The 24,390-nt window shown below is 72.3% G+C and carries 22 protein-coding genes; 15 read left to right on the top strand and 7 right to left on the bottom strand.

What is annotated here, in order from left to right:
• Positions 1 to 216: 216 nt before the first annotated feature.
• The 4 genes from ACZ7LT_RS24720 (at position 217) to ACZ7LT_RS24735 (ending at position 3,864) form a co-directional block, all read left to right on the top strand.
• Positions 217 to 1,590: an MFS transporter gene (locus ACZ7LT_RS24720; RefSeq protein WP_471238271.1), complete on the top strand. Its 1,374-nt coding sequence runs from the start codon at positions 217 to 219 to the stop codon at positions 1,588 to 1,590.
• A gap of 98 nt (positions 1,591 to 1,688) precedes the next feature.
• Positions 1,689 to 2,168, top strand: coding sequence for a DUF2771 domain-containing protein (locus ACZ7LT_RS24725; RefSeq protein ID WP_471238272.1), 480 nt, complete (start codon positions 1,689 to 1,691; stop codon positions 2,166 to 2,168).
• Between the two features lie 14 nt (positions 2,169 to 2,182).
• Entirely contained in the window at positions 2,183 to 3,019 is an 837-nt protein-coding gene (locus ACZ7LT_RS24730; protein ID WP_471238273.1) for a futalosine hydrolase, read from the top strand.
• The gene (locus ACZ7LT_RS24735) at positions 3,016 to 3,864 is read left to right on the top strand and encodes a 1,4-dihydroxy-6-naphthoate synthase (RefSeq protein WP_471238274.1); all 849 of its coding nucleotides are present in this window, start codon (positions 3,016 to 3,018) and stop codon (positions 3,862 to 3,864) included. Before ACZ7LT_RS24730 ends, ACZ7LT_RS24735 begins: the two co-directional genes overlap by 4 nt.
• Before the next feature lie 125 nt (positions 3,865 to 3,989).
• Here the strand turns inward: ACZ7LT_RS24735 and ACZ7LT_RS24740 are convergent, their stop codons facing one another.
• On the bottom strand, positions 3,990 to 4,373 hold the full coding sequence (locus ACZ7LT_RS24740) for a cold-shock protein (protein WP_189550285.1): 384 nt from the start codon (positions 4,371 to 4,373) through the stop codon (positions 3,990 to 3,992).
• Between the two features lie 162 nt (positions 4,374 to 4,535).
• Between ACZ7LT_RS24740 and ACZ7LT_RS24745 the strand changes: the two genes are divergently transcribed.
• Positions 4,536 to 4,796, top strand: a complete 261-nt coding sequence (locus ACZ7LT_RS24745) for a hypothetical protein (RefSeq protein WP_471238275.1) — start codon at positions 4,536 to 4,538, stop codon at positions 4,794 to 4,796.
• On the opposite strand, the gene ACZ7LT_RS24750 is transcribed toward ACZ7LT_RS24745, so the two are convergent.
• Entirely contained in the window at positions 4,784 to 5,425 is a 642-nt protein-coding gene (locus ACZ7LT_RS24750; RefSeq protein WP_471238276.1) for an HAD family hydrolase, read from the bottom strand. The two genes, ACZ7LT_RS24745 and ACZ7LT_RS24750, sit on opposite strands and share 13 nt — an antisense overlap.
• Before the next feature lie 206 nt (positions 5,426 to 5,631).
• Here ACZ7LT_RS24750 and ACZ7LT_RS24755 point away from each other — a divergent pair, with 206 nt between their 5' ends.
• The 4 genes from ACZ7LT_RS24755 to ACZ7LT_RS24770 all read left to right on the top strand — a co-directional run bounded on the left by ACZ7LT_RS24755 (position 5,632) and on the right by ACZ7LT_RS24770 (position 9,617).
• Positions 5,632 to 6,639 carry a FecCD family ABC transporter permease gene (locus ACZ7LT_RS24755; RefSeq protein ID WP_471238277.1) on the top strand — a complete coding sequence of 336 codons (1,008 nt, stop codon included), beginning with the start codon at positions 5,632 to 5,634 and terminating at the stop codon, positions 6,637 to 6,639.
• Entirely contained in the window at positions 6,636 to 7,718 is a 1,083-nt protein-coding gene (locus ACZ7LT_RS24760; RefSeq protein WP_471238278.1) for a FecCD family ABC transporter permease, read from the top strand. The genes ACZ7LT_RS24755 and ACZ7LT_RS24760 overlap by 4 nt, the downstream gene beginning before the upstream one ends.
• Positions 7,715 to 8,548 carry an ABC transporter ATP-binding protein gene (locus ACZ7LT_RS24765; protein WP_471238280.1) on the top strand — a complete coding sequence of 278 codons (834 nt, stop codon included), beginning with the start codon at positions 7,715 to 7,717 and terminating at the stop codon, positions 8,546 to 8,548. The genes ACZ7LT_RS24760 and ACZ7LT_RS24765 overlap by 4 nt, the downstream gene beginning before the upstream one ends.
• Positions 8,549 to 8,648: 100 nt before the next feature.
• Positions 8,649 to 9,617, top strand: coding sequence for an ABC transporter substrate-binding protein (locus tag ACZ7LT_RS24770; protein WP_471238281.1), 969 nt, complete (start codon positions 8,649 to 8,651; stop codon positions 9,615 to 9,617).
• A gap of 437 nt (positions 9,618 to 10,054) precedes the next feature.
• Here ACZ7LT_RS24770 and ACZ7LT_RS24775 read toward each other — a convergent pair whose 3' ends face one another.
• Positions 10,055 to 10,891, bottom strand: a complete 837-nt coding sequence (locus ACZ7LT_RS24775; protein WP_471238282.1) for a hypothetical protein — start codon at positions 10,889 to 10,891, stop codon at positions 10,055 to 10,057.
• Between the two features lie 61 nt (positions 10,892 to 10,952).
• Here ACZ7LT_RS24775 and ACZ7LT_RS24780 point away from each other — a divergent pair, with 61 nt between their 5' ends.
• Complete coding sequence (locus ACZ7LT_RS24780) at positions 10,953 to 13,475, top strand: helicase-associated domain-containing protein (protein ID WP_471238283.1); 2,523 nt, start codon at positions 10,953 to 10,955, stop codon at positions 13,473 to 13,475.
• Positions 13,476 to 13,480: 5 nt separating this feature from the next.
• Here ACZ7LT_RS24780 and ACZ7LT_RS24785 read toward each other — a convergent pair whose 3' ends face one another.
• The gene (locus tag ACZ7LT_RS24785; RefSeq protein WP_471238284.1) at positions 13,481 to 13,876 is read right to left on the bottom strand and encodes a hypothetical protein; all 396 of its coding nucleotides are present in this window, start codon (positions 13,874 to 13,876) and stop codon (positions 13,481 to 13,483) included.
• Positions 13,877 to 14,185: 309 nt separating this feature from the next.
• Between ACZ7LT_RS24785 and ACZ7LT_RS24790 the strand changes: the two genes are divergently transcribed.
• Genes ACZ7LT_RS24790 through ACZ7LT_RS24800 form a run of 3 tightly spaced genes read left to right on the top strand, consistent with a single transcriptional unit; the run spans position 14,186 to position 19,770 of the window.
• Positions 14,186 to 15,679 carry a hypothetical protein gene (locus tag ACZ7LT_RS24790; RefSeq protein ID WP_471238285.1) on the top strand — a complete coding sequence of 498 codons (1,494 nt, stop codon included), beginning with the start codon at positions 14,186 to 14,188 and terminating at the stop codon, positions 15,677 to 15,679.
• On the top strand, positions 15,676 to 18,078 hold the full coding sequence (locus tag ACZ7LT_RS24795) for a tetratricopeptide repeat protein (protein ID WP_471238287.1): 2,403 nt from the start codon (positions 15,676 to 15,678) through the stop codon (positions 18,076 to 18,078). Before ACZ7LT_RS24790 ends, ACZ7LT_RS24795 begins: the two co-directional genes overlap by 4 nt.
• Positions 18,079 to 18,120: 42 nt before the next feature.
• Positions 18,121 to 19,770 (top strand): DNA repair helicase XPB, encoded by a 1,650-nt coding sequence (locus ACZ7LT_RS24800; protein ID WP_471238289.1) that lies wholly within the window; start codon positions 18,121 to 18,123, stop codon positions 19,768 to 19,770.
• A gap of 184 nt (positions 19,771 to 19,954) precedes the next feature.
• Here ACZ7LT_RS24800 and ACZ7LT_RS24805 read toward each other — a convergent pair whose 3' ends face one another.
• Positions 19,955 to 20,128, bottom strand: coding sequence for a hypothetical protein (locus ACZ7LT_RS24805; protein WP_471238290.1), 174 nt, complete (start codon positions 20,126 to 20,128; stop codon positions 19,955 to 19,957).
• 351 nt (positions 20,129 to 20,479) lie between these two features.
• On the opposite strand from ACZ7LT_RS24805, the gene ACZ7LT_RS24810 reads away from it, so the two are divergent.
• Both ACZ7LT_RS24810 and ACZ7LT_RS24815 read left to right on the top strand, forming a co-directional pair.
• A complete protein-coding gene (locus ACZ7LT_RS24810) occupies positions 20,480 to 22,435 on the top strand; it encodes a HelD family protein (RefSeq protein ID WP_471238358.1) in 1,956 nt (651 codons plus the stop codon).
• Between the two features lie 125 nt (positions 22,436 to 22,560).
• Positions 22,561 to 22,911 (top strand): hypothetical protein, encoded by a 351-nt coding sequence (locus ACZ7LT_RS24815; protein ID WP_471238291.1) that lies wholly within the window; start codon positions 22,561 to 22,563, stop codon positions 22,909 to 22,911.
• A 258-nt stretch (positions 22,912 to 23,169) separates the two neighbouring features.
• Here the strand turns inward: ACZ7LT_RS24815 and ACZ7LT_RS24820 are convergent, their stop codons facing one another.
• Both ACZ7LT_RS24820 and ACZ7LT_RS24825 read right to left on the bottom strand, forming a co-directional pair.
• Entirely contained in the window at positions 23,170 to 23,859 is a 690-nt protein-coding gene (locus ACZ7LT_RS24820) for a copper homeostasis protein CutC (RefSeq protein ID WP_471238292.1), read from the bottom strand.
• 52 nt (positions 23,860 to 23,911) lie between these two features.
• The gene (locus tag ACZ7LT_RS24825; RefSeq protein WP_471238293.1) at positions 23,912 to 24,247 is read right to left on the bottom strand and encodes a hypothetical protein; all 336 of its coding nucleotides are present in this window, start codon (positions 24,245 to 24,247) and stop codon (positions 23,912 to 23,914) included.
• Positions 24,248 to 24,390: the final 143 nt, after the last annotated feature.

The following is a 24,390-nucleotide window of genomic DNA, read 5'->3' on the forward strand; positions in this document are numbered from 1 at the left end:
AGCGGACCAGGGGGCCGCATCGACGTCCGCGCCCGACGTCCCTCGGGCACACCTCACGTCATCCATTCTGCGGGATGCCGAAGAGGCGCGCGGCCGAGATCTTCCGCCGGTGGCGCGCTACGCACGCTACCCCCTCCGCAGCCCGCCGCCCACCTGCCCGTCCCAAGTGGCCCGCATCGCGGTTCGGGCGGGAGAGGGTTGGGGCACTATGACGGGGTGGCAGCCGCGAGGTCGTCCCAAGCCCCCGGGCCGCTCCGCAGAGCGGGCCGGACGGTCGGCCGCGCCCTGCACCTGCCGTTCACCGGCACGGCCCGAGGTATCCGAAAAGCTACCCACGCCCATGGCGCGGGCGAGTCGGGCCTCGGGAAACTGATCGAACTCCACGCCGTGAACGGCGCCGGCGACGTCATGATCACCGTCGCGCTAGCCTCCACGGTCTTCTTCTCCGTCCCCACCGACGAGGCCCGCGGCCGGGTCGCTCTCTACCTCGCCATCACGATGGCGCCGTTCACCCTTCTCGCCCCCGTCATCGGCCCGCTCCTGGACCGCATCCCGCACGGCCGCCGCGCCGCGATGGCCGGCGCGATGCTGACCCGGGCCGTCCTCGCCCTGACCATGTCCGGCGCGGTCGCCACCGGCGGCCTGGAGCTGTACCCGGCCGCGCTGGGGGTCCTGGTCGCCTCCAAGGCGTACGGCGTCGTACGCAGCGCGGTCGTCCCCCGGCTGCTCCCACCAGGTTTCTCGCTCGTCAAGGCGAATTCCCGCGTCACCCTCGCGGGTCTGCTGGCCACCGGCATCGCCGCCCCGATCGGGGCAGGCCTCCAGGTGGTCGGGCCACCCTGGCCGCTGTACGGCGCGTGCGCGCTGTTCCTGCTGGGCACGTACTGGGCGTTCACGATGCCGCACAAGGTCGACTCGGCGAAGGGCGAGCGCAAGGCGCACATGCTCACCCACGGCGAGCAGAAGCCCAGCCTGCGCACGGTCGGCCCGTCCGTCCTGCACGGCCTCCAGGCGAACGCCGCGCACCGCGCCCTCTCCGGCTTCCTGATCTTCTTCCTGGCGTTCCTGCTGCGCGAGCACCCGCTGGGCGGGCAGAGCGCGGCGGTCTCCCTGGGCATCGTCGGCGTCGCGGCGGGCGTCGGCAACGCCTGCGGCACGGCGATCGGCTCCTGGCTCAGGGCCCGCGCCCCCGAGCTGATCGTGGCCACGATGCTGACGCTGGCGCTGACGGCGGCCGTCCTCGCGTCGGCGTTCTTCGGCGGGCTGATGGTGGCCGTGCTCGGCGCGACGGCGGGCCTCTCGCAGGCCCTGTCCAAGCTCTCCCTGGACGCGATGATCCAGCGTGACGTCCCGGAGGTGGTGCGCACCTCCGCGTTCGCCCGCTCCGAGACGCTGCTCCAGATGTCCTGGGTGGTGGGCGGCGCGATCGGCATCGCCCTGCCGCTGAACGGCTCCCTCGGCATGGGCGTGGCGGCGGGCCTGCTGGCTCTGGGCGCGCTCCTCGCGGTACGGGGCCTGCTGAAGGCGGCCCGGCGTGGCGCGCACCACGGCTCCGGCCCGGAGCAGCCGACGCGGCCCCGCGTGGTGTGAGCCGGGCGCGGCCCGTGGGCCCGGGTGGCACGAGCCGGGCGGGACACGGTGGCGCCCCCCGTGCGCCCTCCGGCGCCTGGCCCGATAGCCTTCGGGCCATGACCGTTGCGTACTTCTCCGGCAGGCGCCGCCGGGCCGCCGCCGCCCTCGGCGCTGTCTCCGCCGGGCTCCTCGTGCTCTCCGCCTGCGACAAGCCGACGCCGCTCGCGACCGTGACGGTCGGCAGCGACTCGGTCCACACCGAGGCGTCCTGCTACAACGACGGCGACGCCATCAAGGAGTCGCAGATCCAGGCCTGCCTGAACAAGAAGGCCGAGAAGACCCTCACGGTCTCCATGGACGACAAGATCCGCTTCGGGGTCGACCCCGAGATCGCGGAGAACGGCTGGACGCTCTTCATCGGCGGCCAGCAGGCCGAGCAGGAGCCGTACAAGAAGACCTACCGGACCATTCCGGCCAGCGCCTTCTTCTCCAGCCAGACCGGCGAGACGGCGAACAAGGCGCAGATCAGCATCGTCGAGACCAGCGGCAAGAAGCTGACCGGCATCTGGCACTTCGAGCTGAAGAAGGCGTCCTGACTCTCCGGACGCTCGTGGTGACGGCCGTACCGGCGGAGGCGGACTCCGTCGCCGCCGGCCTCACCTCCCTCGGCGGCCCGGGCTCGGGTGACATCCCACTCCTGGGCGGCTTCGTCCTGCGCCGCAGGGCGGGTGTGCTGCCCGTGCCGGGGACCTCCGGAGGGCCGGACACCCGGACGCCCGGCGGCCCGTACGCCGCGGTCGCCGCGCCCGCCCCCGGGACCGCCTCGCGCGAGGTGCCGCCCCCGAACGAGACGGACGCCGTCGTGGACGTCCTCATCGCCGGGGTCGGGCCCGCCGCCGCGGCCGTCGGGGCCGCGACCGCGCTGGCCCAGGGCAGTGGCGCGTACGACCTCGTCATCTCCGCCGGGATCGCCGGCGGGTTCGCGCCGCAGGCTCCGCTCGGGGCCGTCGTCGTCTCCGACGAGATCGTCGCCGCCGACCTCGGGGCGCAGACCCAGGACGGCTATCTGACCGTGGAGGAGCTCGGTTTCGGGCGCTCCACGCACCCCTGCCCGGCCGACCTGACCGCACGGATCGCGCGGGCCCTCGCCGACGGCGGGCAGCGCCATCTCGTCGCGCCCGTCCTGACCGTCTCCACCGTCACCGGCACCGCCGCCCGCGCCGCCGAGCTGGCGGCACGTCACCCCCGCGCCGCCGCCGAGGCGATGGAGGGCTTCGGTGTCGCCGAGGCCGCCGCCGCGCACGGCGTACCCGTCGTCGAGATCCGCGCGGTCTCCAACGCGGTCGGCCCGCGCGACCGGGCCGCCTGGCGGATCGGCCAGGCGATGGACTCCCTGCGCTACACCTTCCAGCTGCTCAGCCGGACCGTCTTCGTGGAGGCGAAGTGACGCCGAAGGCCCTGAAGATCGCCTACTCGCCCTGCCCGAACGACACCTTCGTCTTCGACGCCTGGGCGCACGGCCGGGTCCCCGGCGCCCCCAAGATCGACGTCACCTTCGCCGACATCGACCTCACGAACGGCATGGCCGAACGCGGCGAGTTCGACATCCTGAAGGTCTCCTACGCGGTCCTGCCCTGGGTCCTGGACGAGTACGCCCTGCTCCCCTGCGGCGGCGCCCTGGGCCGTGGCTGCGGCCCGCTCGTGCTCACCCGCGAGCCCGGCGTGGACTTGACCGGCAAGACCGTCGCCGTGCCGAGCGAGCGGTCGACGGCGTATCTGCTGTTCCGGCTGTGGGCGGCGGACGTGGTCCCGGAGGGCGTCGGCGGGGTCGTCGTGATGCCGTTCCACGAGATCATGCCGGCCGTCCGGGACGGGAAGGTCGACGCGGGCCTCGTCATCCACGAGGCCAGGTTCACCTATCAGAATTACGGGCTGCACAGTCTTGCGGACATGGGCGAGCACTGGGAGCGGACCACGGGCCTGCCCATCCCGCTCGGCGCGATCATCGCCAAGCGCTCGCTCGGCGAGGAGACCCTGCGGCGACTCGCCGACGCGGCCCGCACCTCGGTCCGGATGGCCTGGGACGACCCGGCCGCCTCCCTGCCGTACGTACTGGAACACGCGCAGGAGATGGACCCGATGGTGGCCGATCAGCACATTGGTCTCTACGTCAATGAATTCACGGCCGACCTCGGCGAGGACGGCTACGCGGCGGTGCGGGGGCTGCTGACACGCGCGGCGGCCGAGGGGCTGGTACCTCCCCTCGGCCGCGACGCGCTGTCGTTCGTATGAGGCCGTACGGATCAGGCCGTACGGGCCGGGTCATCCGGTCCGAGTCATACGACCCGGCGTCCGGTCCCGGCGTACGGCCAGCTCGTACGTTCGAGGCCGTACGACTGGGCCGTACGGGCGACGGGCTACACGTCCAGCTGGTCGGCGACGGCCCGCAGCAGGCCCGCGATCTTCTTGCCGTGCACCTTGTCGGGGTAGCGGCCGCGCTCCAGCATCGGCGTGATGTTCTCCAGCAGCGTCGTCAGGTCCTGGACGATCGATGCCAGTTCGTCCGGCTTGCGGCGCTGCGCGGCCGCCACGGAGGGAGTCGGGTCGAGGACCGTCACCGAGAGCGCCTGGTCACCGCGCTGCCCGGCGACCACGCCGAATTCCACGCGCTGGCCCGGCTTGAGGGCCTCGACTCCGGCAGGGAGCACCGACGAGTGGACGAAGACGTCGCCGCCGTCGTCGCGGGAGAGAAAGCCGAAGCCCTTCTCGCTGTTGAACCACTTGACCTTGCCGGTAGGCACGTCTGTCCTCGTCCTCGTACTCGATGGGTGATGCCGGAAATTCGGCTCTGGATAGCACTACAGCGGGTCGCCCGACCCGCCAAGCACCAAGGCTAATGGTCCAGGAGCTGGTGACAAGACGTCGCTGGTTTGTTCCTCCGGCCGGGGAACTACCCTGGCTGAATGCGTAGTGAAACCCCTTCGAACAGCGCCGCGCCCGGAGACGGTCTCGTCCGTGCCGGAGCGATCGTCTTCATCATCGGCGCGGTGGCCACATTGGTCACTGTGGCCCCGCTGTTCCTCGGGACCGACCCGTTCCCGCCGGTGGCGTACGCCGTCTGCATGCTGATGGGCGTCGGCTTCCTGATCGCCGCGGCGGGCGTGCTGCGGTCGATCGCGGCCCAGCGCCGCCAGGCGCGAGGGGCGGCGCTTCAGGGCCGGTAGGCCTGGTAGCCCTCCAGCCAGGTCCGGAACCCGGTCAGATCGGGCAGGACGACATCGGCGCCCGCCGCGCGCAGCTCGGCCTCGTCGCACGGCCCGGTCGATACGGCGATCGAGAGCGCGCCGGCGGTACGCGCCCCGCGCACATCCCCGGTGTGGTCGCCCACGTACACGCCCGCGCCGTACTCGCGCAGCGCCTCCGCCTTGGCCTCGGCCCACAGCCAGCCGACGACGGCGTGCGGCTCGATGCCCAGGTGGCTGAGGTGCAGTTTGGCGTTCGGTTCGTGCTTGGCGGTGACGACGACGGTCCGGCCGCCCGCGTCATGAACGGCTTGAATCGCATCCTTCGCACCGGGCATGGCGGGAGACGGCTCGATGGCGTACTGCGGATATATCTCCCGGTAGCGGTCGGCCATCGCCGGGACGGCGTCCGCCGGGAACCAGTGCGCGAGCTCCCAGTCCAGCGGCGGCCCGAGCCGGGTCACCGCCAGATCGGCGTCGATCACCACACCGGTCTCCGCGGCGAGGGCCACGTACGCGGCGTGGATGCCCGGCCGGGAGTCGATCAGGGTCATGTCGAGGTCGAAGCCGACGGTGAGCGGGAGGGCGGGGAGCGAAGGCATGGGGGCCATTGTGCCGGGGCGGTAACCCGGCCGGGGTTGGCCGTCCGGGGTATGGGCAGAGACGTGGGCGACGGTCGTCGGGCGGCCGAAGGGCGGCCGAAGGGCGGCCGAAGGGCGGCCGAAGGGCGGCCGAAGGCCGGCCGCAGGCCCTGCTTAGACTTAGCGAAGCCTTACCAACCTCTTGTCACGTTCTCGGCCACGTTCGATGGGTTTCGATGCCAGCCGCCCCCTTCCGCACCCGACGGGTCCTCGCGACCGCGGCGGCCGTCGTGGCCCTGCTGGTCGCGATCCTGCTGAGCCTCGGCGTCGGCGCCCGCGCCGTCGCGCCCTCCGCGGTGCTCGACGCCCTCCTGCACGGCGGGCAGAGCGACGCCGCGCAGGTCGTCCGTGAACTGCGCGTGCCCCGCACCCTCATCGGCCTGATGGTCGGCGCCGCCCTCGCCCTCGCGGGCACGGCGCTCCAGGGCATCACCCGTAACCCCATCGCCGACCCGGGCATCCTCGGCATCAGCCAGGGCGCCTCGGTCGGGGTGGTCGCGGCGATCGCCTTCGCGGGGGTGCACACCCTCACCGGCTACGTCTGGTTCGCGTTCGCGGGCGCGGCCGTCGCGTCGGTCGCGGTGTACGCCATCGCGTCCAGCGGCCGGGGCGGGGCGACGCCGGTGAAGCTCGCCCTGGGCGGAGCGGCGATCAACGCGCTGCTGCTGTCGGTGACCACCGGCATCCTGACGACGAAGGCGTCGGCACTGGACGAGTTCCGGTTCTGGCAGATCGGGTCGGTGGCCGGGCGCGAGGCGGCCGTGGTGGGCCAGATCTGGCCGTTCCTGCTGCTCGGCGCGGTGCTGGTGCTCTCCGTGGCGCGCGGCCTGGACGCCCTGGCGCTCGGCGAGGACGTGGCGAAGGGCCTGGGCCAGCGGGTGGCGACGGTACGGATCGTGGGCGGCGTCGGCGCGACGGTCCTGACCGGCGCGGGCGTGGCGGCGGCCGGCCCGATCGCCTTCATCGGCCTGGCGGTCCCGCACATCGCCCGCGCGATCGTCGGCAGCGACCACCGCTGGGTGCTGCCGATGGCGGCCCTGATCGGGCCGGTGATGCTGCTGGTCTCGGACGTGATCGGCCGCGTGATCTTCCCCCCGAGCGAGGTCCCGGCGGGTGTGATGACAGCGCTGATCGGGGTGCCGTTCCTGGTGACCCTGGTGCGTAGGAAGGCGGTGCCCGCGTGAGCGACGCGACTGTGCGCGGAGTCCGGGCGCGGGGAGGGGTCCGGCCCGGTGGGTACGGGGTGGTGCGCGCCGGGCGGGGGAGTTTTCTGCTGCACCGGCGGGCCGCGGTCGTCGCGGTCGCGCTCGCCGTCGTGCTGGCCGCCGGATCGGTGGCGTACCTCTGTGCCGGGGAGCGGTTCGTCGCCCCCGGCGACGTCCTCGACGTGCTCCTCGGCCGGCCCTCCTCCGCCGAACTCGTCGTCGGCACCCTGCGCCTGCCCCGGCTCGTCGTCGGCCTCCTCGTCGGCGCCGCCTTCGGTGTCGCGGGCGCGCTCATCCAGACCGTCGCCCGCAATCCGCTCGCCAGCCCGGACATCATCGGCATCAGCCAGGGCGCGGGCGCGCTGACGGTCGGTGCGATGACGTTCGGCGTCACGTCGTTCGCCGTCCTCCCGTACCTCTCCGTCATCGGCGGGATCGCGGCCGCCGCCCTCGTGTACGTCTTCGCCTGGCGCGGCGGGCTGCACGCCACGCGCTTCGTCCTCATCGGCATCGGCTTCGCGATCGCGCTGCGTTCGGTGACGACCCTCTTCATGACGAAGGGCGACTACCTCGTCGCCCAGCAGGCCCAGATCTGGATGACGGGCTCCCTCAACGGCCGCGGCTGGGACGAGGCCGCGCCGCTCGGCTGGTCATTGCTCGTGCTGCTCCCGGCCGTGGCGTGGGCGGCCCGCGCCCAGCGGAACGTCTCCCTCGACGACGACACGGCCACCGGGCTCGGCGTCCGGCTCGGCCGCGTACGGCTCGGGCTCGTCCTGCTCGGTGTGGTCCTGGCGTCCGTCGCGACCGGCGTGGCGGGGCCGGTCGACTTCGTGGCACTGCTGGCCCCGCAGGTGGCCCGCCGGCTGACCCGTACGGCCCAGATCCCGCTGCTCAGCTCGGCCCTCATGGGCGCGGTGATCGTCGTCCTCGCCGATCTCTTGGGCCGCAGGCTCTTCGCCCCGACGGAGCTGCCGGTGGGTGTGCTGACGGCGGCGGTCGGGGCCCCGTATCTGATCTGGCTCATCATCCGGAGCCGTGGCGCAGGAGGTAAGGCGTGAGCAGGCTGACGGCGCGGGCGCTGACGCTCGCGTACGAGGACCGCGTGGTCGTCGACGAATTGGACCTGGCCGTCCCCGACGGCAAGGTCACGGTGATCGTCGGCCCGAACGCCTGCGGCAAGTCGACCACTCTGCGGGCGCTCGGGCGGCTGCTGAAGCCGAAGAGCGGCGCGGTCCTGCTCGACGGGCAGGAGCTGGCGAAGATCCCCACGAAGAAGATCGCCCAGTCGATCGGCCTGCTGCCGCAGACCCCCGTCGCCCCGGAGGCGATCACCGTCGCCGACCTGGTGTCACGCGGCCGGCAGCCGCACCAGGCGTGGTGGAAGCAGTGGTCGGACGAGGACGAGCGGGCCGTCGTCGACGCGATGGAGCGTACGGACGTGAGCGCGCTGGCCGAGCGGCCGGTGGACGAACTCTCCGGCGGGCAGCGGCAGCGCGTGTGGATCGCGATGGCGCTGGCGCAGGAGACGGACCTGCTGCTGCTCGACGAGCCGACGACCTATCTGGACATCTCGCACCAGGTGGAGGTCCTCGACCTCGTACGCCAGCTGAACCACGGCCGGGGCCGGACGGTCGTCGTGGTGCTGCACGACCTGAACCAGGCGGCGCGGTACGCCGACCATCTGATCGCGATGAAGTCGGGCCGTGTCGTCGCGCAGGGCCCGCCGGCGGAGATCGTCACAGAGTCACTCGTCCGGGAGGTCTTCGGCTTGGAGTCGGTGGTGATCCCGGATCCGGTGACGGGGTCGCCGCTGGTGGTGCCGGGGTCGCCGTGGCGGGCGGACGGGGACGGTGTGGCGGCGGCGCCGGCGGACAGCGTGTCCGGCTGACCTGTCCTGTTCTTGTTCCTGTTCTTGTTCCTGTTCTTGTTCCTGTTCTTGTTCCTGTTCTTGTTCGTGTCTTCGCCCCTCCTTCGGAAGGACCTACTCCATGAGGCACTCGATGACCGCCCGGCTGGGCGGCCTCGCCGTCGTCGCCGCGCTCGCGCTGACGGGCTGCGGCGGGTCGTCCGGCGGGTCCGGCGGGTCCGACGGGGCGGCGGGCCCGTCGGGCCGTACGCACGTCGTCAAGACGGCGATGGGTGACGTCACCGTCAAGGACGCGCCGCAGCGGGTCGTCGTCCTCGACACCGCCGAACTGGACTCCGCGCTCACCCTGGGCGTGAAGCCGGTCGGCGCGACGCACGTCGACGCGGCGAACGGCTTCCCTGGCTACCTCCCCAAGGAGAAGCTCCAGGGCGTCAAGGACGTCGGCGAGATGATGAACCCGAACCTGGAGGCGATCGCCGAGCTGGCGCCCGATCTCATCCTTACGAGCAAGATCCGCCACGGCGACAAGTACGCGGAACTGAAGAAGATCGCGCCGACGGTGATGACGGAGACGACCGGCTACCCCTGGAAGGAGAACTTCCAGCTGCACGCGGACGCGCTGGGGAAGAAGACGGAGGCCGCGAAGGTCACGGCCGCGTACGACGCGCAGGCGCGGAAGGTCACCCAGTCCCTGGGCGGCCCGGCGAAGGCGGCGGCGACGAAGGTCAACGTGGTCCGCTTCATGGAGGGCGCGGACATCCGCCTCTACGGCCACCAGGCCTACATCTCGACGATCCTGAAGGACGCGGGCCTGGGCCGCCCGCCGATCGTCGACAAGGCGAAGGACGGCTTCTCCTACGACCTGAGCCCGGAGAAGATCGACCTCGCGGACGCGGACGTCATCATCCACTCGACGTACGGCGACCCGTCGAAGGCGAAGGCGACGCAGACGCTGGGCAGCGGGCTGTGGCGGAACCTGGGGGCGGTGAAGGCGGGGAAGGCGTTCGGGGTGGACGACGAACTGTGGATCCAGGGGATCGGCTACACGGCGGCGACGCGGATCCTCACGGAGCTTGACGCGAAGCTGTAGCCCGGTGTGGGGGATTTCCCCCACACCGCCCCTTCCCGAAACCCTGCCGGGGGCTGGTGGGAGTGACGGCCCGGGGGCGAAGCCCCCGGGGCCCCGCGGGCGCGGCAGCTTCGCGCCGCGGGGGAGGCACACGCCGCCTCAGCGGGCGGCACCCGGCCCCCGGCGGGGGCGGCAGCTTCGCCGCGCGGGCGAAGGGCACGCCGTTCGGTGGGCGGCACCCGTTGTCGGCGAAGCCTCCGCCGGGCGGCACCGTTGTGGGCAATCGTCCCGCAGGGCGGGGGCCCCCGGACGAAGTCTGGGGGAGGGTGGGCACAACACCCCGGTGGGCGGCGCCCTTTCGGACCCGGCCCACCCCGACGGCCCGCGCCTCCTCGGACCCGGCCCACCCCGACCTCCCCCGCGCCCGTGGGCCCCCGCGCCCGTCGGACCCCCGCCCCCTACCCCCTCCGCGCCCGCCACAGCAGAAACGTCGCCGACGCCACCGCCGCCGTCTTCAGCGACCACGGCCACGTCGTCGACAGCGCCGACGTCAGCGCCTCAGGCCCCGGTGGAATCGGCGGGCCCCATTTCGCGGTGACGCGCCCCCAGAGCCAGATCGCGGAGGCCGCCGCGACCAGGGCCGGCAGGCCGAGGACCGTCCATTTCGCCTCCGTACGCGTCAGGCGGCGGGAGACGTACGCGAGGGCCCACCCCGCCGCGAGGGCCAGGAGGTTGCCGAAGACCGCGCCGCCGAGCAGGAGGAGCGCGGCGAGGAAGAGGAACGGGTTCGCGACGCGCCCGACGCGCCCGAGACGTCCAAGACGCCGTTTCGGTGCGGCGGGCTCCTCGGCGGACGCCTCGTCCGAATCCGAATCCGAATCCGCCTCCACCTCCGCGCCCGCCACCTTCGACGGCCGCTTCAGCAGCTCCGGCACCTCCACCCCGCCCACAAACCCCGGCACCTCCAACTCCGCGTCCAACTCCGCGTCGTCCAGGCTCCACCAGTCTTCCTGCGCGGCCGGCTCCCCACCCCGCTGCCGCGGCACCGCCGGCCGCACCACGCCCGACGGCCCCGACACCGACTCGACGACCTCGTCCGGCGTACCCAGCCTCCCGAGGATCCGGCGCACCGCCACCGGACTGTCCGCGCCCGTCTGCGTCCGCCGCCGGTCGATCTCGTCGCGGAGCGCGGAAACCAGCCGCATGCGCGTGTTCGCGGGCAGCTGGCGCTGCTGTGCCAGGTCACCGACCCGGCTCAGATAGTCGAAGACCAACTGGTCGCTCTCGATCCCCACAGTGCCCTCCACAGCAGCCTGTCCCGACGGTAGCGCCTGCGCAGGGGCTAACGTGGTCCGGATGGGGACCGGCGAGCGCAATCGGGAGGCGCACGTGCCCGAAGGATCTGGCGGTGCGGCTGCGCCCCGCACCCTCGCGGAGGCGCTGCGGGCGCGGGGCGACGACGGGCTGGCCGCGCTGCTGCGGGCCCGCCCCGATCTGCTGTCGCCCGTACCGAACGATCTGACGCAGCTCGCCACGCGCGCCGGCACGCGCGCGTCGGTCGTACGGGCGTTGGAGCGGCTCGACCGGTTCGCGCTGCAGACCGCGGAGGCGCTGGCGGTCGCGCCGGACCCGGCGCCGTACGACGTCCTGCTCGACCTGCTCACCGGCGACGAGGGCGACGCGACCATCGAGGCGGCGCTGCCGCGCGCGGTGGAACTGCTGCGGGAGCAGGCCCTGGTGTGGGGCGACGACGAGCGGCTGCGGCTGGTGCGCACGGCCCGTGAACTGCTCGCGCCGTCGCCGCAGCACCCGTCGCCGACCGGGCTCGGGCCGACGGTCGCGGAGGCCACGTCCGGAATGTCCCCGACCCGGCTCCAGGAGATCATCGCGACGGCGGGCCTCGGCTCGACACACGACCCGGTGTCGGCGGTCACGGCGTTGACGGAGCTGTTCACGGACCGCCGGCGGATGGGTGAACTCCTCGACACGGCGCCGTCGGACGCGCTGACGGTCCTCGACCGGCTGGTGTGGGGGCCGCCGTACGGGGAGGTGACGGCGAATCCGGCGCCGCCGGTGCGCTGGCTGCGCGACCGTGGCCTGCTGCTGCCCGCGTCGCCGCGCACGGTGGTGCTCCCGCGCGAGGTCGCGCTCCATCTGCGCGCCGGGCGCGCGCACCGCATGCCGGAGCCGCTGCCTCCGGCGGTGGCGGAACTGCGCACGTACCGTCCACAGGTTGTGGACAGCGCGGCGGCCGGCCAGGCCCACCGGGCGCTCGCGACCATCGAGGAGCTGCTGCGGGAGTGGAACGAAGGCGGCCCGGCCGTGCTGCGCGCCGGGGGCCTGTCCGTACGGGACCTCAAGCGGACCGCGACGGCGCTGGACCTGCCGGAGCAAGAGGCCGCCTTCTGGGTCGAACTTGCCTACGCGGCAGGGCTGTTGGCCTCCGACGGCGAGGCGGACGAGCGGTACGCGCCCACGCCGGACGCCGACACCTGGCTGGAGCTGCCCCCCGCCGCGCGCTGGGCCCGGCTGGCGACGGCCTGGCTCTCCGCGACCCGTACGCCGGGCCTGGTCGGCGGCCAGGACGCCAAGGGCCGCGCCCTGTCGGCCCTCGGCCCGGACCTGGACCGCGGTGTGGCCCCGGAGGTCCGCCACCGCGTCCTCACCCTCCAAGGCACCCTGCCGCCCGGCACGTCCGCCGACCCCGAATCCGTCCTCGCCCGCCTCCAGTGGGACCGCCCGCTGCGCGGCACCGCCCAGTCCGGCGCCGATCTGCGGGCCCGGATCGCCACCTGGACGCTGACCGAGGCGGAGCATCTGGGGATCACGGGCCGCGGCGCGCTGTCGACGCACGCGCGCGTGCTGCTCGGCCTGGACACGACGGGCCCCGCCGCCCCGGCCGCGCCCCTCACCCCGGCCGAACTCACCGCCCGCGCGGCGCTCGCCGCCGAGGCGATCGCACCGCTGCTGCCCGAGCCCGTCGACCACGTCCTGCTCCAGGCCGACCTGACGGCGGTGGCACCCGGCCCGCTGGAGCGGCCGCTGGCCGAGATGCTTGCCGTCCTCGCGGACGTGGAATCCAAGGGCGGGGCGACCGTCTACCGCTTCACCGCCGCGTCCGTACGGCGCGCCCTCGACGCCGGGCAGACCGCGTCCGACCTGCACGACTTCCTCGTCGCACACTCCCGTACGCCGGTGCCGCAGCCGCTCGCCTACCTCGTCGACGACGTGGCCCGCAAGCACGGCCACCTCCGAATCGGCGCCGCCTCCGCGTACGTACGCTGCGACGACGACGCCGTCCTCGGCGAGATCCTCGCCGACAAGCGGTCCGTCCCCCTGCGGCTGCGCCGCCTCGCACCGACCGTGCTCGCCGCGCAGACCGACCCCGCGACGCTGCTCGAAGGGCTGCGCTCGATGGGGTACGCGCCGGCCGGGGAGTCCGCCGAGGGCGATGTGCTGATCACCCGCGCGCACGCCCACCGCACCCCGCCGCGCTCGGCCCCGGCCCCCGTCCCGGACGGCCCGCCCGCCCCCGACGCGACGCTCCTGGGCGCGGCGGTACGGGCGATCCGCGCCGGTGACCTCGCCTCCACCGTCGAACGCAAGGAGGCCCCACAGGCCCCGCCGCACGCCCCCGGCGAGCTGCCCCGCACGAGCCCCGCCGACACCCTGGCCACCGTCCAGGCGGCCGCGATGACCGGCTCCGCGGTCTGGATCGGCTACGTGAACGCCGACGGCGCCGCCAGCCAGCGCGTGATCGCCCCGGTCCGGGTGGAGGGCGGTTTCGTGACGGCGTACGACCACACCGCGGACGAGGTCCGTACGTACCCCCTGCACCGCATCACCGGCGTCGCCGAACTCGCCGACGACGCGGTCTAGGCGCTCTAGGCGGTCACGTTCCCGGTCAGCAGCATCACGATCAGCACCACCCAGCCGACGGCCATCAGCACGTACGCGTGCAGCGCCGCCACCGCACAGGCCGCCCAGCCGAGCCCGACCCGGGCCCGGCGGTGCCCCGCCGTCCGCGGCAGGAACCAGCTCACCGCCACCAGCACGAGCGGCACCAGATAGGCGGGCACCCACCAGCCGAGCGCGTCCGCGCCCTCCCTCAGCGGACCCGACCCCACATGCCCGAGCACCACCGCCCCCACGGTCGCCACCACCGGCGGCCCCCACCACCGCCGGTCGGCCACGCCGGCGGCCGCGGCCGCTGCCGCCTCCCGGGCGGCGGCAGCGGCGGCCACGTCAGGGTGTACACGCATCACGGGTCGTCGTCGCATGCCCCCATTCCACCGCCCCGGCCCGTCCCGCCCCACCGCTCACATACTCATCTTCGAGCGATCAAACCTGGGCGCACATACCTGACCGCGGTCTCTCAGGCCGCTTGGAAGACCAAGTCGACTCCGGTGCGTCATCCTTTCCCCTGGGAGGGCGATGTGGGCAAAGCAGCCAGAAAGAAGCGGGAACAGCGGGCACGGAAAGTGGCCCCAGCCACTTCACACGGAGTCATCGGCGATGGTGACCCGCGAGCGCTCGGCGAGGAAGCGCTCGAGCGACTGTTGCGCTCGAACTCACCGGGGAAGCTCAGCTTGGCCGGTGCCTACGCGTTCGGTTACGCGGCACTGGGATACGCCCAGCAGGAGGGGACCGATCCGAACTGGTACCAGAAGATCGACCCGCTGGACACGCTCTTCCTGGGAACGGCCTGGCCCGGAACGTTCAGTGATGAGTTCGAGTTCGCCAACGCGCGCGACGCTTGGCTGCGTCTCCTGCACGGCACCGTCCACGGGAAGGGCATCCAACGCTTCGCACGAGAGGCCGTCTCGGCGAGCGAGGAGCTGGGGCTGCCGGTGGACGACGGAGAACTGATGCTGGCGCTCACCGGCCGGCTTGAGGCGGCCGGACTCGACCAGCGCCGCGTACCCCGCCGGCTGCTGCCCGGGGCGGCCCTCCAGGGCAGCCGTGCCGTCTTTGGGCCGGCACTGGATCAGCGGCTCCCCGACCCGCCGGAGGACGCGGAGGAGCGGATCAATCGCTTCTGGGACGGGGAGGAGGAATCGTGGGCCGATGACACACCTCAGGCCGTTCTCCGCGACGGGCTGCGCCGGTTCCATGACGCGGGGCTGCCCGTGGAACAGGAATCCGCGATGCTGCTGCCGGCCTTGTACGCGGCGCTCATGGCGAAGCCTGGCGAGCTTCTGGAGGACATGGGAGAACACGCCTCGGCATGGGCCATGTCCTTGGACGAGGCGTCGACGCTGGTGCCGGTGCTCGACATCCTTCTTGTCGCCCCTGAGCTGGAGATGTCTTGCGCCGAAGCCCTCGGGCATCTCTTCGCCGTGCCCGCCTTCACCGAGCCGATCCCATCGGATGCCCTGCTCTGGACCAGTTCGCCCGGTCTCGCCCTGCCGCGGCTGGCCTTCGAGCGTGGGATTCCGGAGGTGTCCACGCGGGCGGAGACGATCACCCCGGACATGCTGGACTGGATCGGCATGCACACCAGAATGGGCCTGAGCGCCGCCGCCCGCGAGAGTGCTGCCGAGTTCGACGAGACGGACACGGCCGACGCCACGGACGGCACACAGGAGGTGTCGGACGAGCGATTGGCCGAGCGACGTGAGGCCGTGCGCAAGGCCGTTCTGCACAAAGTCCGCAAGAAGTCCGGCGGAACGGCATCCACGCGCCCACGATTCGACCGTCCCGTCGAGCGTATCTGGAACGCCGACGGCAGTTCCGTGGTGCGGATCTCGGCCGACACTCCCCGCGGACAGAAGTTGATGGAGGGGATGGAACACCAACTGGATCTGTTCCGGCAGAAGTTCGGCCGTGAGCCAGGACCGGACGACCCCCTCTTCTTCGACCCCGACGCCGACGAACCCACGCCTCTCACCAAGGAGTACTTCGACGCCATGCTGCTGGACATGGCGGAGCAAGCGGCCGACATGGGCCTGGACCCCGCGTTCCTCCATGCCTGGCGCGAGGTGGGGTACGTGGTCACCGAGGAGACCCGGAGCATGTTCACCACCGCGGAGGTGCTCGCCTTCAACAGGGCCCTCACTCGGCACCGGCAGGCCGTCGAATGACCGACAGAACCGAGAACCACATCAGCGGAGGAGTCTTCTTCGGCGTCGTCGTCCAGGGGCGGACCGTCACCCTGACGCTTCCGGACCGCCCGGACCCCGCGCTCGCCGGACTTCCCCGGCAGTCGGCCACCTTCTCGGGCCGCCGCGCCCAGCTGGAACAGGTGCTCGCGTCCTTGGCACCGACAGCGCCCGACGAGACGGCCGGCACCGTTGCCGTGACCGGGCTCGCCGGGACGGGCAAGACCGAACTCGTCCTCCAAGCCGCCCACCGCGCTCTGCGGGAAGAGGGCTGGTTCCCCGGGGGCGTTCTCTTCGTCGACCTGCACGGCTACGACGCGAAGCGCAAGGTGTCGCCGAAACAGGCCCTCGGCACCCTCCTGCGGGCGCTCGGCATCCCTCCGGAACACATCCCGCCCGGGCTCGAGGAACGCGCGCTCATCTACCGTTCCGCGCTCGGCGCACTGGCCGCTGCCGGGCGGCGGGTCCTGGTCGTCCTGGACGACGTACCGGCCACCGGCAAGATCCGCCATCTCCTTCCCAGTGACGGGAGCACGGCCACGCTTCTGACCTCGCGGCACTCCCTGGCGGAGCTGGATGCTCTGGCGCTGACCCTGCGCGAGTTGGCCACGCACGGGGGCCGGGAGTTGCTGGACGACGCCATCGGCAAAGCCCTGCCCGAGGACGCGCGGGTGACGGCCGAAGCCGGCGAGGCCGACCGGATCGTCGCACTGTGCGGCGGTCTGCCGCTGGCCCTGCGCATCCTGGCGTCCCTGCTCGTGGACGTGCCGACCCGGCCCCTGTCCCACCTCCGCCAGGACCTCGAGGACGCGCACTCCAGGCTGTCCGTGCTGAGCCGGGAGAAGCGCGCCGTGACCGCGGCCTTCGAACTGTCGTACCGAAGGCTCACCAAAGACCAGGCCAAGCTCTTCCGGCTGATGTCCCTGCACCCCGGACCGGACTTCTCCACCGAAGCCACGGCACAGCTGTACGGCGCGAGCACCAAGGAAACCGAACGGCTCCTTCTCGAGCTGGACCGCCGGCACCTGGTCGAGCCACGAGAACCGTTCGGCCGCTGGCAGCAGCACAGTCTCGTACGCCTCTACTCCAGGGAACAGCTCACGTCGGGCGACGACTCCTGGGGCGAGGGCCTCATGCGCCTGCTGGCCCACTTCCACAAGATGGCCACCCGGGCCTGTGAAACGCTCTTCGACCCCGTGGCACCGCGGCCCACCGCTGAGCCCCTCTTCGCCGATCGAGCCTCGGCACTGCAGTGGCTCGAACTCGAGCGTCACTCCCTGGTCGCGGCGGCCATCTGGACTCACAAGGCCGGCGACGACCTGATATGCGTTGCCCTGGCGGTGCCCGTCTCACAATTCCTGATGGAGATGCGCTACCTGGAGGATGCCGGGTGGGTCCTGACCGCGGGCATCCGGTCCAGTCGAAGGCTCCGGGACCCTCTTCGTGAGGCCGCTCTGCTGAGTGCCCTCGGCGTGGTGCTTCGGGACATGCGCAAGCTCCGCAAATCCGTTCGCATGCACGGCAAGGCCATCAAGATCGGCCGGAAGCTGAAGAAGCGAAAGGCCCTGGCCGGTGCGTTGAACAACCTTGGGCTCTCCCTCCACGAGCAGCGCAAGTTCGAACAGGCCGTGGCGGCCCACACCGAAGCCGCACAGCTGTTCAAGCGCGCCGGCGACCGGATCGGAGTGGCGCACGCTCTGAGCAACACCGGTGAGACCCTGACCGAGCTGGGCCGCGCCGAGGAGGCCTCCCGCGCCCTCCGCAAGGCCGCAAAGATCTTCCAGAAGGAGGGCGACCTGCGCGGTTACGCCCAGGCTCTGGGCAGCCTCGCCAAGGCGACGCGCGACGACGGCAGGGCCGAGCAGGCCCTGGAACTGCACAAGCGCGCGCTCGACATGTCCGACGGTCTGCTCCTGCCTCATGAGAGGGCGATCGAGCTGTCGAACTTCGCCGGCACGCTGACGGCTGCCGGAGAGTTCGAAACAGCTCTCACCGCACAGCAGGAGGCACTGGGCACCTTCCGGCGCCTGGGAGACCGCCGTGGTGAGGCGATGACCCTGGGCAACATGGCCCTCGTACGCCAGCGGCAGGGGAAATGGCACAAAGCCGTACGGCTGCACACCCTCGCCTTGGAAGCGTTCCTGGAAGGCAAAGACGATCACGGTCTGGCCGACGAGCTCCGGAGGCTTGGGTTTGCCCTTCTTCAGCAGGGCTGCAACACGGAGGCCCTGGAGAATCTGGAGCTCGCCGCCGATCTGTTCCGCCAGACCGGCGACGCGGAGAGTGCCGTCGACACGTTGGCCCTGGTCGACCGGGTGCGCGGGCGAGCCGCGGCCGGCATGCGGCCCTGGCCAGAGCCAGATCTGATATCTCGGGCATGAGGCACACTGGAGGTTTGGCCCGCGCGGAAGGAATCCAGGTACGTGAACGGACCACTGATCGTCCAGAGCGACAAGACACTCCTGCTCGAGGTCGACCACGAGCAGGCCGAGGCGTGCCGTCGTGCCATCGCTCCCTTCGCGGAGCTGGAGCGGGCCCCCGAGCACATCCACACCTACCGCGTCACCCCGCTCGGCCTGTGGAACGCCCGGGCCGCCGGGCATGACGCCGAGCAGGTCGTCGACGCGCTCGTCGAGTACTCCCGCTACCCCGTGCCGCACGCGCTGCTCGTCGACGTCGCCGAGACCATGGCCCGCTACGGCCGGCTCACCCTCGCCAAGCACCCCACCCACGGCCTCGTCCTGACCACCACCGACCGGCCGGTCCTGGAGGAGATCCTCCGCTCCAGGAAGGTCCAGCCGCTGGTCGGAGCCCGGCTCGACGCGGACACCGTCGCCGTGCACCCCTCCGAGCGCGGGCAGATCAAGCAGACGCTGCTGAAGCTGGGCTGGCCCGCCGAGGACCTCGCCGGGTACGTGGACGGCGAGGCGCACCGCATCGATCTGGCCGAGGACGGCTGGGCGCTGCGGCCGTACCAGAAGCAGGCCGTCGACGGCTTCTGGCACGGCGGCTCCGGTGTCGTCGTCCTGCCCTGCGGCGCCGGGAAGACGCTGGTCGGGGCGGGTGCCATGGCGCAGGCGAAGGCCACCACGCTGATCCTGGTCACCAACACCGTCTCGGCCCGGCAGTGGAAGAGCGAGCTGGTGCGGCGGACCTCGCTGACCGAGGACGAGATCGGCGAGTACTCGGGGACGAAGAAGGAGATCCGCCCCGTCACCATCGCCACGTACCAGGTCCTCACCACCAAGCGGAAGGGCGTCTATCCGCACCTGGAGCTGTTCGACTCCCGCGACTGGGGGCTGATCGTCTACGACGAGGTGCACCTGCTGCCCGCGCCGGTGTTCAAGTTCACCGCCGACCTGCAGGCGCGCCGCCGGCTCGGTCTGACCGCGACGCTCGTACGGGAGGACGGCCGCGAGTCGGACGTCTTCTCGCTCATCGGGCCCAAGCGGTTCGACGCGCCGTGGAAGGAGATCGAGGCGCAGGGCTACATCGCCCCGGCGGACTGCGTCGAGGTCCGGGTCAATCTCACCGACTCCGAGCGGCTGGCCTACGCGACCGCCGAGACGGAGGAGAAGTACCGCTTCTGCGCGACGACCGCGACGAAGCGGAAGGTAACCGAGGCGCTGGTGAAGAAGTTCGCCGGGCAGCAGATCCTCGTCATCGGCCAGTACATCGACCAGCTCGACGAGCTCGGTGAGCATCTGGACGCGCCGGTCATCAAGGGCGAGACGTCCAACGCGCAGCGCGAGAAGCTCTTCGACGCGTTCCGCAACGGCGAGATCTCCGTCCTCGTCGTCTCGAAGGTGGCGAACTTCTCGATCGATCTGCCCGAGGCGACGGTCGCGATCCAGGTGTCGGGCACGTTCGGGTCGCGGCAGGAGGAGGCACAGCGCCTGGGCCGGGTGCTGCGCCCGAAGGCGGACGGTCACCAGGCGCACTTCTACTCGGTGGTGGCGCGGGACACGATCGACCAGGACTTCGCGGCGCACCGGCAGCGGTTCCTGGCCGAGCAGGGGTACGCGTACCGGATCATGGACGCGGACGAGCTGCTGCGGGAGGCGGCCGGCTAGGCACGTCGGCCTGCTCCGGGAGGCGGCCGGCTGGGCGCGTCGGCCTGCTCCGGGAGGCGGCGGGCCAGGCGCGTCGGCCTGTTACGGGAGGCGGCCGGCCAGCGGTCGCCGCGGTCGCGGCACGGGAAGGCCGGGGGCGGGCTCAGGCGTCCGGCCGGCCGGACGGCAGCGGCTGTCGCGGTGCTCAGGCGCCGCGACCGTGGTCGTCGCGGCGGGTGCGGACGCCCGCCTCCTCGGTGTACTCGCCGAGGACGACGACGCTGACGACGGCGCCCGCGAAGACCTTGATCGCGCGCAGGGCGTTGCCCATGCGGTGGGTGGCAGGGGCGGGGGCGGGGGTGAAGGTGGCTGCGGTCATGTCCTCAAGGATCGGCTCCCGGGCCGCCGAAAGCGTCGGCCCCGGGGCTGAACCGCCGCCCCTGCCGCGTACGACTCCAGGCATAGGGCATCCCCTACGGGTCGGATACGGGCCGTACGACTCCCGGCGAAACCCCGGCGAAAACGGTTCGACCGGCGCCGCGGCCCGAGGCTAGACTCCCCCCTTCCCCCGCCTCCCCCGGGAGCGCCGCCGTCCGGTCGGAAACCGGCGGCCACCTCGACGTGTCCGCGTACCCGACCCGGAGGCTTCACCGTGTCCGCGCCCGATCCCGAAAACCCGCTCGCGCGCGAGCGCGCCCATCTCACGTCCTCACGGGCCGCGCTGCGGGCCATGCGCGAGGACGTCGAGGCGCTCGACATCAAGGACGTGACCGCGAACTGGGTCAACTCCCTTGTGCTCGGCGCCCAGATCGAGGAACGGATCAAGGCGCTCGCCGATCTGTCGCACACCCCGCTGTTCTTCGGCCGGCTCGACTACCTGCCGACCACGCAGGAGGGGCAGCGCTTCTACATCGGCCGTCGCCACGTCCATGACGCCCACGGCGACCCGATGGTGATCGACTGGCGCGCGCCGGTGTCGCAGCCGTTCTACCGGGCGTCGAAGAAGGACCCGCAGGACGTGCGGCTGCGGCGGCGCTTCGGATACACCGGCGGCGAGCTCACGGCGTACGAGGACGAGCACCTGACCGACCCGACAGAGGCGGAACAGACCTCGAAGCTGCTCCAGGCGGAGATCGAGCGGCCGCGCGTCGGCCCGATGCGGGACATCGTTGCCACCATCCAGCCCGAGCAGGACGAGATCGTCCGCTCGGGCCTGTCCGGCACGGTCTGCGTCCAGGGCGGCCCCGGCACCGGGAAGACCGCCGTGGGCCTGCACCGGGTGGCGTATCTGCTGTACGCGCACCGCGAGCGCCTCGCCCGCACGGGCACGCTCGTCGTCGGACCGAACGAGTCCTTCCTCCACTACATCGAGCAGGTCCTGCCCGCGCTCGGCGAGTTGGAGGTCCGGCAGGCGACGGTCGATTCGCTCGTCGCCCATGTCGAGGTGCGCGGGGAGGACTCCGCGCAGACGGCGGTGATCAAGGGCGACGCGCGGATGGCGCAGGTCCTGCGCCGGGCCGTGCGCTCCCACGTCACGCTGCCGACCGAGCCGCTCGTCGTGGTCCGCGGCTCGCGCCGCTGGCGCGTCCCGGCGTACGAACTGGAGGAGATCGTACGGGAGTTGCTGGACCGGGACATCCGCTACGGGGCGGCCCGCGACGCCCTGCCGCAGCGCATCGCGCACGCGGTTCTGGTGCGGATGGAGCAGGCGGGCGAGGCGCCGGACGACCGGGTGCAGGACGCGGTGGCGCGCAACGCGGCGGTCAAGGCCGCGGTGAAGGCGGTGTGGCCGCCGGTGGATCCGGCGAAGCTGGTGCTGCGGCTGCTGGGCGACGCCGAGTTCCTCGCCGCGCACGCGGAGGGGATCCTCACCGAGGACGAGCAGAAGCTGCTGCTGTGGCAGAAGCCGTTCCGGAGCGTGAAGTCGGCGAAGTGGTCGCCTGCGGACGCGGTTCTGATCGACGAGGCGACCGATCTGGTGCAACGCACCCAGTCGCTGGGCCATGTCGTCCTCGACGAGGCACAGGACCTCTCCCCCATGCAGTACCGGGCGGTCGGGCGGCGCTGCACGACCGGTTCGGCGACGATCCTCGGCGACCTGGCCCAGGGCACCACGCCGTGGGCGACGGAGAGCTGGCGGGAGGCGCTGACCCATCTGGGCAAGCCGGAGGCGGCGGTGGAGGAGCTGACGGCGGGCTTCCGCGTCCCCCGCGAGGTCATCGCGTACGCGTCCCGGCTGCTGCCCCACATGTCTCCGGGCCTTGCCCCGGTCTCCTCGGTCCGTGAGACCCCCGGCTCGCTGGAGATCCGGCCGGTCGCGGACGCCGCCGGGCTCGACGCGGCGGTCGTGGCGGCGTGCCGGGAGGCGCTGCGCCACGAGGGCTCGATCGGTCTGATCGCGGCCGACGCCCGGATCGCCCCGCTGCGCGAGGCGCTGGCGGCGGCCGGTCTGTCCTGCCTCGCGCCGGGCGAGGAGACCACCGCCGAGGCGCGTCTGACGCTGGTCCCGGCGTCGCTGGCGAAGGGCCTGGAGTACGACTACGTGGTCCTCGACGAGCCCGCCGCCGTCGTCGACGGCGAACCGGACGAGCGCACGGGCCTGCGCAGGCTGTATGTGGCTCTCACCCGCGCGGTGTCGGGCCTGACGGTCCTGCACGCGGCGGAACTCCCGACGCAGCTCGCGTAGGCGCCGACGGCCGGGGCGAGGCTGGCTGGGCACCTCGGATGGCCCAAGCCGGCTGCCCATAGGGTCCGCGGAAGGCGGGGCATTAGACTCCACACGCTTGATTTCCACGAGTGTTGGGGGGCGACGTGGCGGGTGAAGGCGGCAGCTCTGGCAGAGCGACGCGGCGCATCGACTTCGGCACAACGATGTTGTTCGGCGCGGTGTATGCCAGCGCGTTGTTTCTCGTGGTGACAGGCTTCGCAGTGGAACCGAGCGGCTGCGGGGGGCGTTTTCGCGCTTCGTGTGCAGGCGGGACGTACTGGCGCCTCGGTGTCGGCTTCGGTCTCATCCTGCTGGTGGCACCTGTTCTTCACAAGGTTGTGCCGAGTGTTCCGTACGAGCAGGGTGTCGGCCGGCCAGCTGCTGTCACCGCCCTGCTGTTGGGGGCGACGGTGGGTATCGCTCTGAGTGCGATGGCTGTTCGCCTGGCAGGCTGAGGCGTTCGGACATCGCGCGGACCGGATGAAGATGCCTCCGTAGCGGCCGGGAAGTCCGCGCCGCTGCTTCAGTTTGTTGCGCGAGCGGCGAGGGCGTCATCGTCCGGCTTGCCGGCCGGAGCCCCTTTTGACGGGCTCCGGCAGCGTGCTGATGGGCACGAACGATGGTGGAGTCGATCGAGACGCCCCAGTTCGGATCGACTTCGGCGTCGGCCAGGGTGGTCAGGGCGGTGAACACCGCCGGTTGTGGACGCCGGCTCAGGCGTCGACGGCCTCGCGCCAGGTGCGGACGGCGGCCGCGGAGACCGGCGCGGTCCAGCCCTGGGGGCGGGCCGCGCCGCCGATGTGGAAGGCGGTGAGGCCGGCCGCGCGCAGGGCGGGCAGGTGGTCCAGGCGCAGGCCGCCGCCGACGAGGATCTGGGGTTCGTAGCCGGGCTCGTCGTGGCGGGCGGCCTCGGCGGCCAGGGTGTGCAGGCCGTCGTCGACGCCGTGGGGCGAGCCGGCGGTGAGGTACGTGTCGAGGCCCGGCAGGTCGGCGAGCTGCTTGCGCAGGGCGTCACGGTCGGCGGCGCGGTCGATGGCGCGGTGGAAGGTCCAGGGGCAGCCGTCGAGGACGGCGACGAGCCGTTCGACCGTGACGAGGTCCGGCGAGCCGTCGGGGTCGAGGAAGCCGAGGACGAACTCGTCGGCGCCCGCCGCGCGCAGGTCCCGGGCGGCGGTGACGAGCGCGTCCACGTCTCCCGCCGCGAAGCCGTCGGTCAGTCGGAGCATCACGCGCAGGGGGATGTCGACCGCGGCACGGATCGACGCGAACGTCTCCGTCGACGGGGTGAGCCCGTCGGCCGCCATGTCGGTGACCAGTTCGAGGCGGTCCGCCCCGCCGGTCTGGGCCGCGACCGCGTCCTCGGCGTCGAGAGCGATCACCTCCAGCACTGCACGGTTGCTCATCGAGCCCATTCCTCCATCGGATGACGCCTACAGGTCTAGTCCAATGAACAGCCTACGCGGGTGAGCGCCCCGCCGCACCGTGCGCGTCACCGCCGTCGGCACCCCCGGTTCCGACTCCGGTTCCGGCTCCGGCTCCGGCTCCGGCTCCGGTCGCCTGCCCGCCGACGCGGACGGTGAACGCCGCCGTACGCACCTTCCCCTCATACCCCGCGCCTTCGGCGCGCCCGCCCGCGCCCTCCCCTGCCTCCCCCGCCTTCGCGGTGTGGCCGGCGTGCTCGGCCTCCGCCGGCTTGCCGACCGGGCCGACGCCCGCGCCGACTCCGTACCCGGCCCCGAAGGTCGCGGCGATCGCGGCGGCGAAGGCGGTGATCCTCACTGCGGTGTTCATGGCTGCTCTCCCTGCATGGGTCATGGCCGCATGTGGCCTGGGCGTTACTTCGATGCACCTCACGATACCCCTGGGGGGTATCAAGTCAACCCAAGGGAAACACTTGCGGTGCGATACGAGCGGGGGGTATACATGGACCTCAG

It is taken from the genome of Streptomyces sp. NPDC039465 (assembly GCF_055639315.1).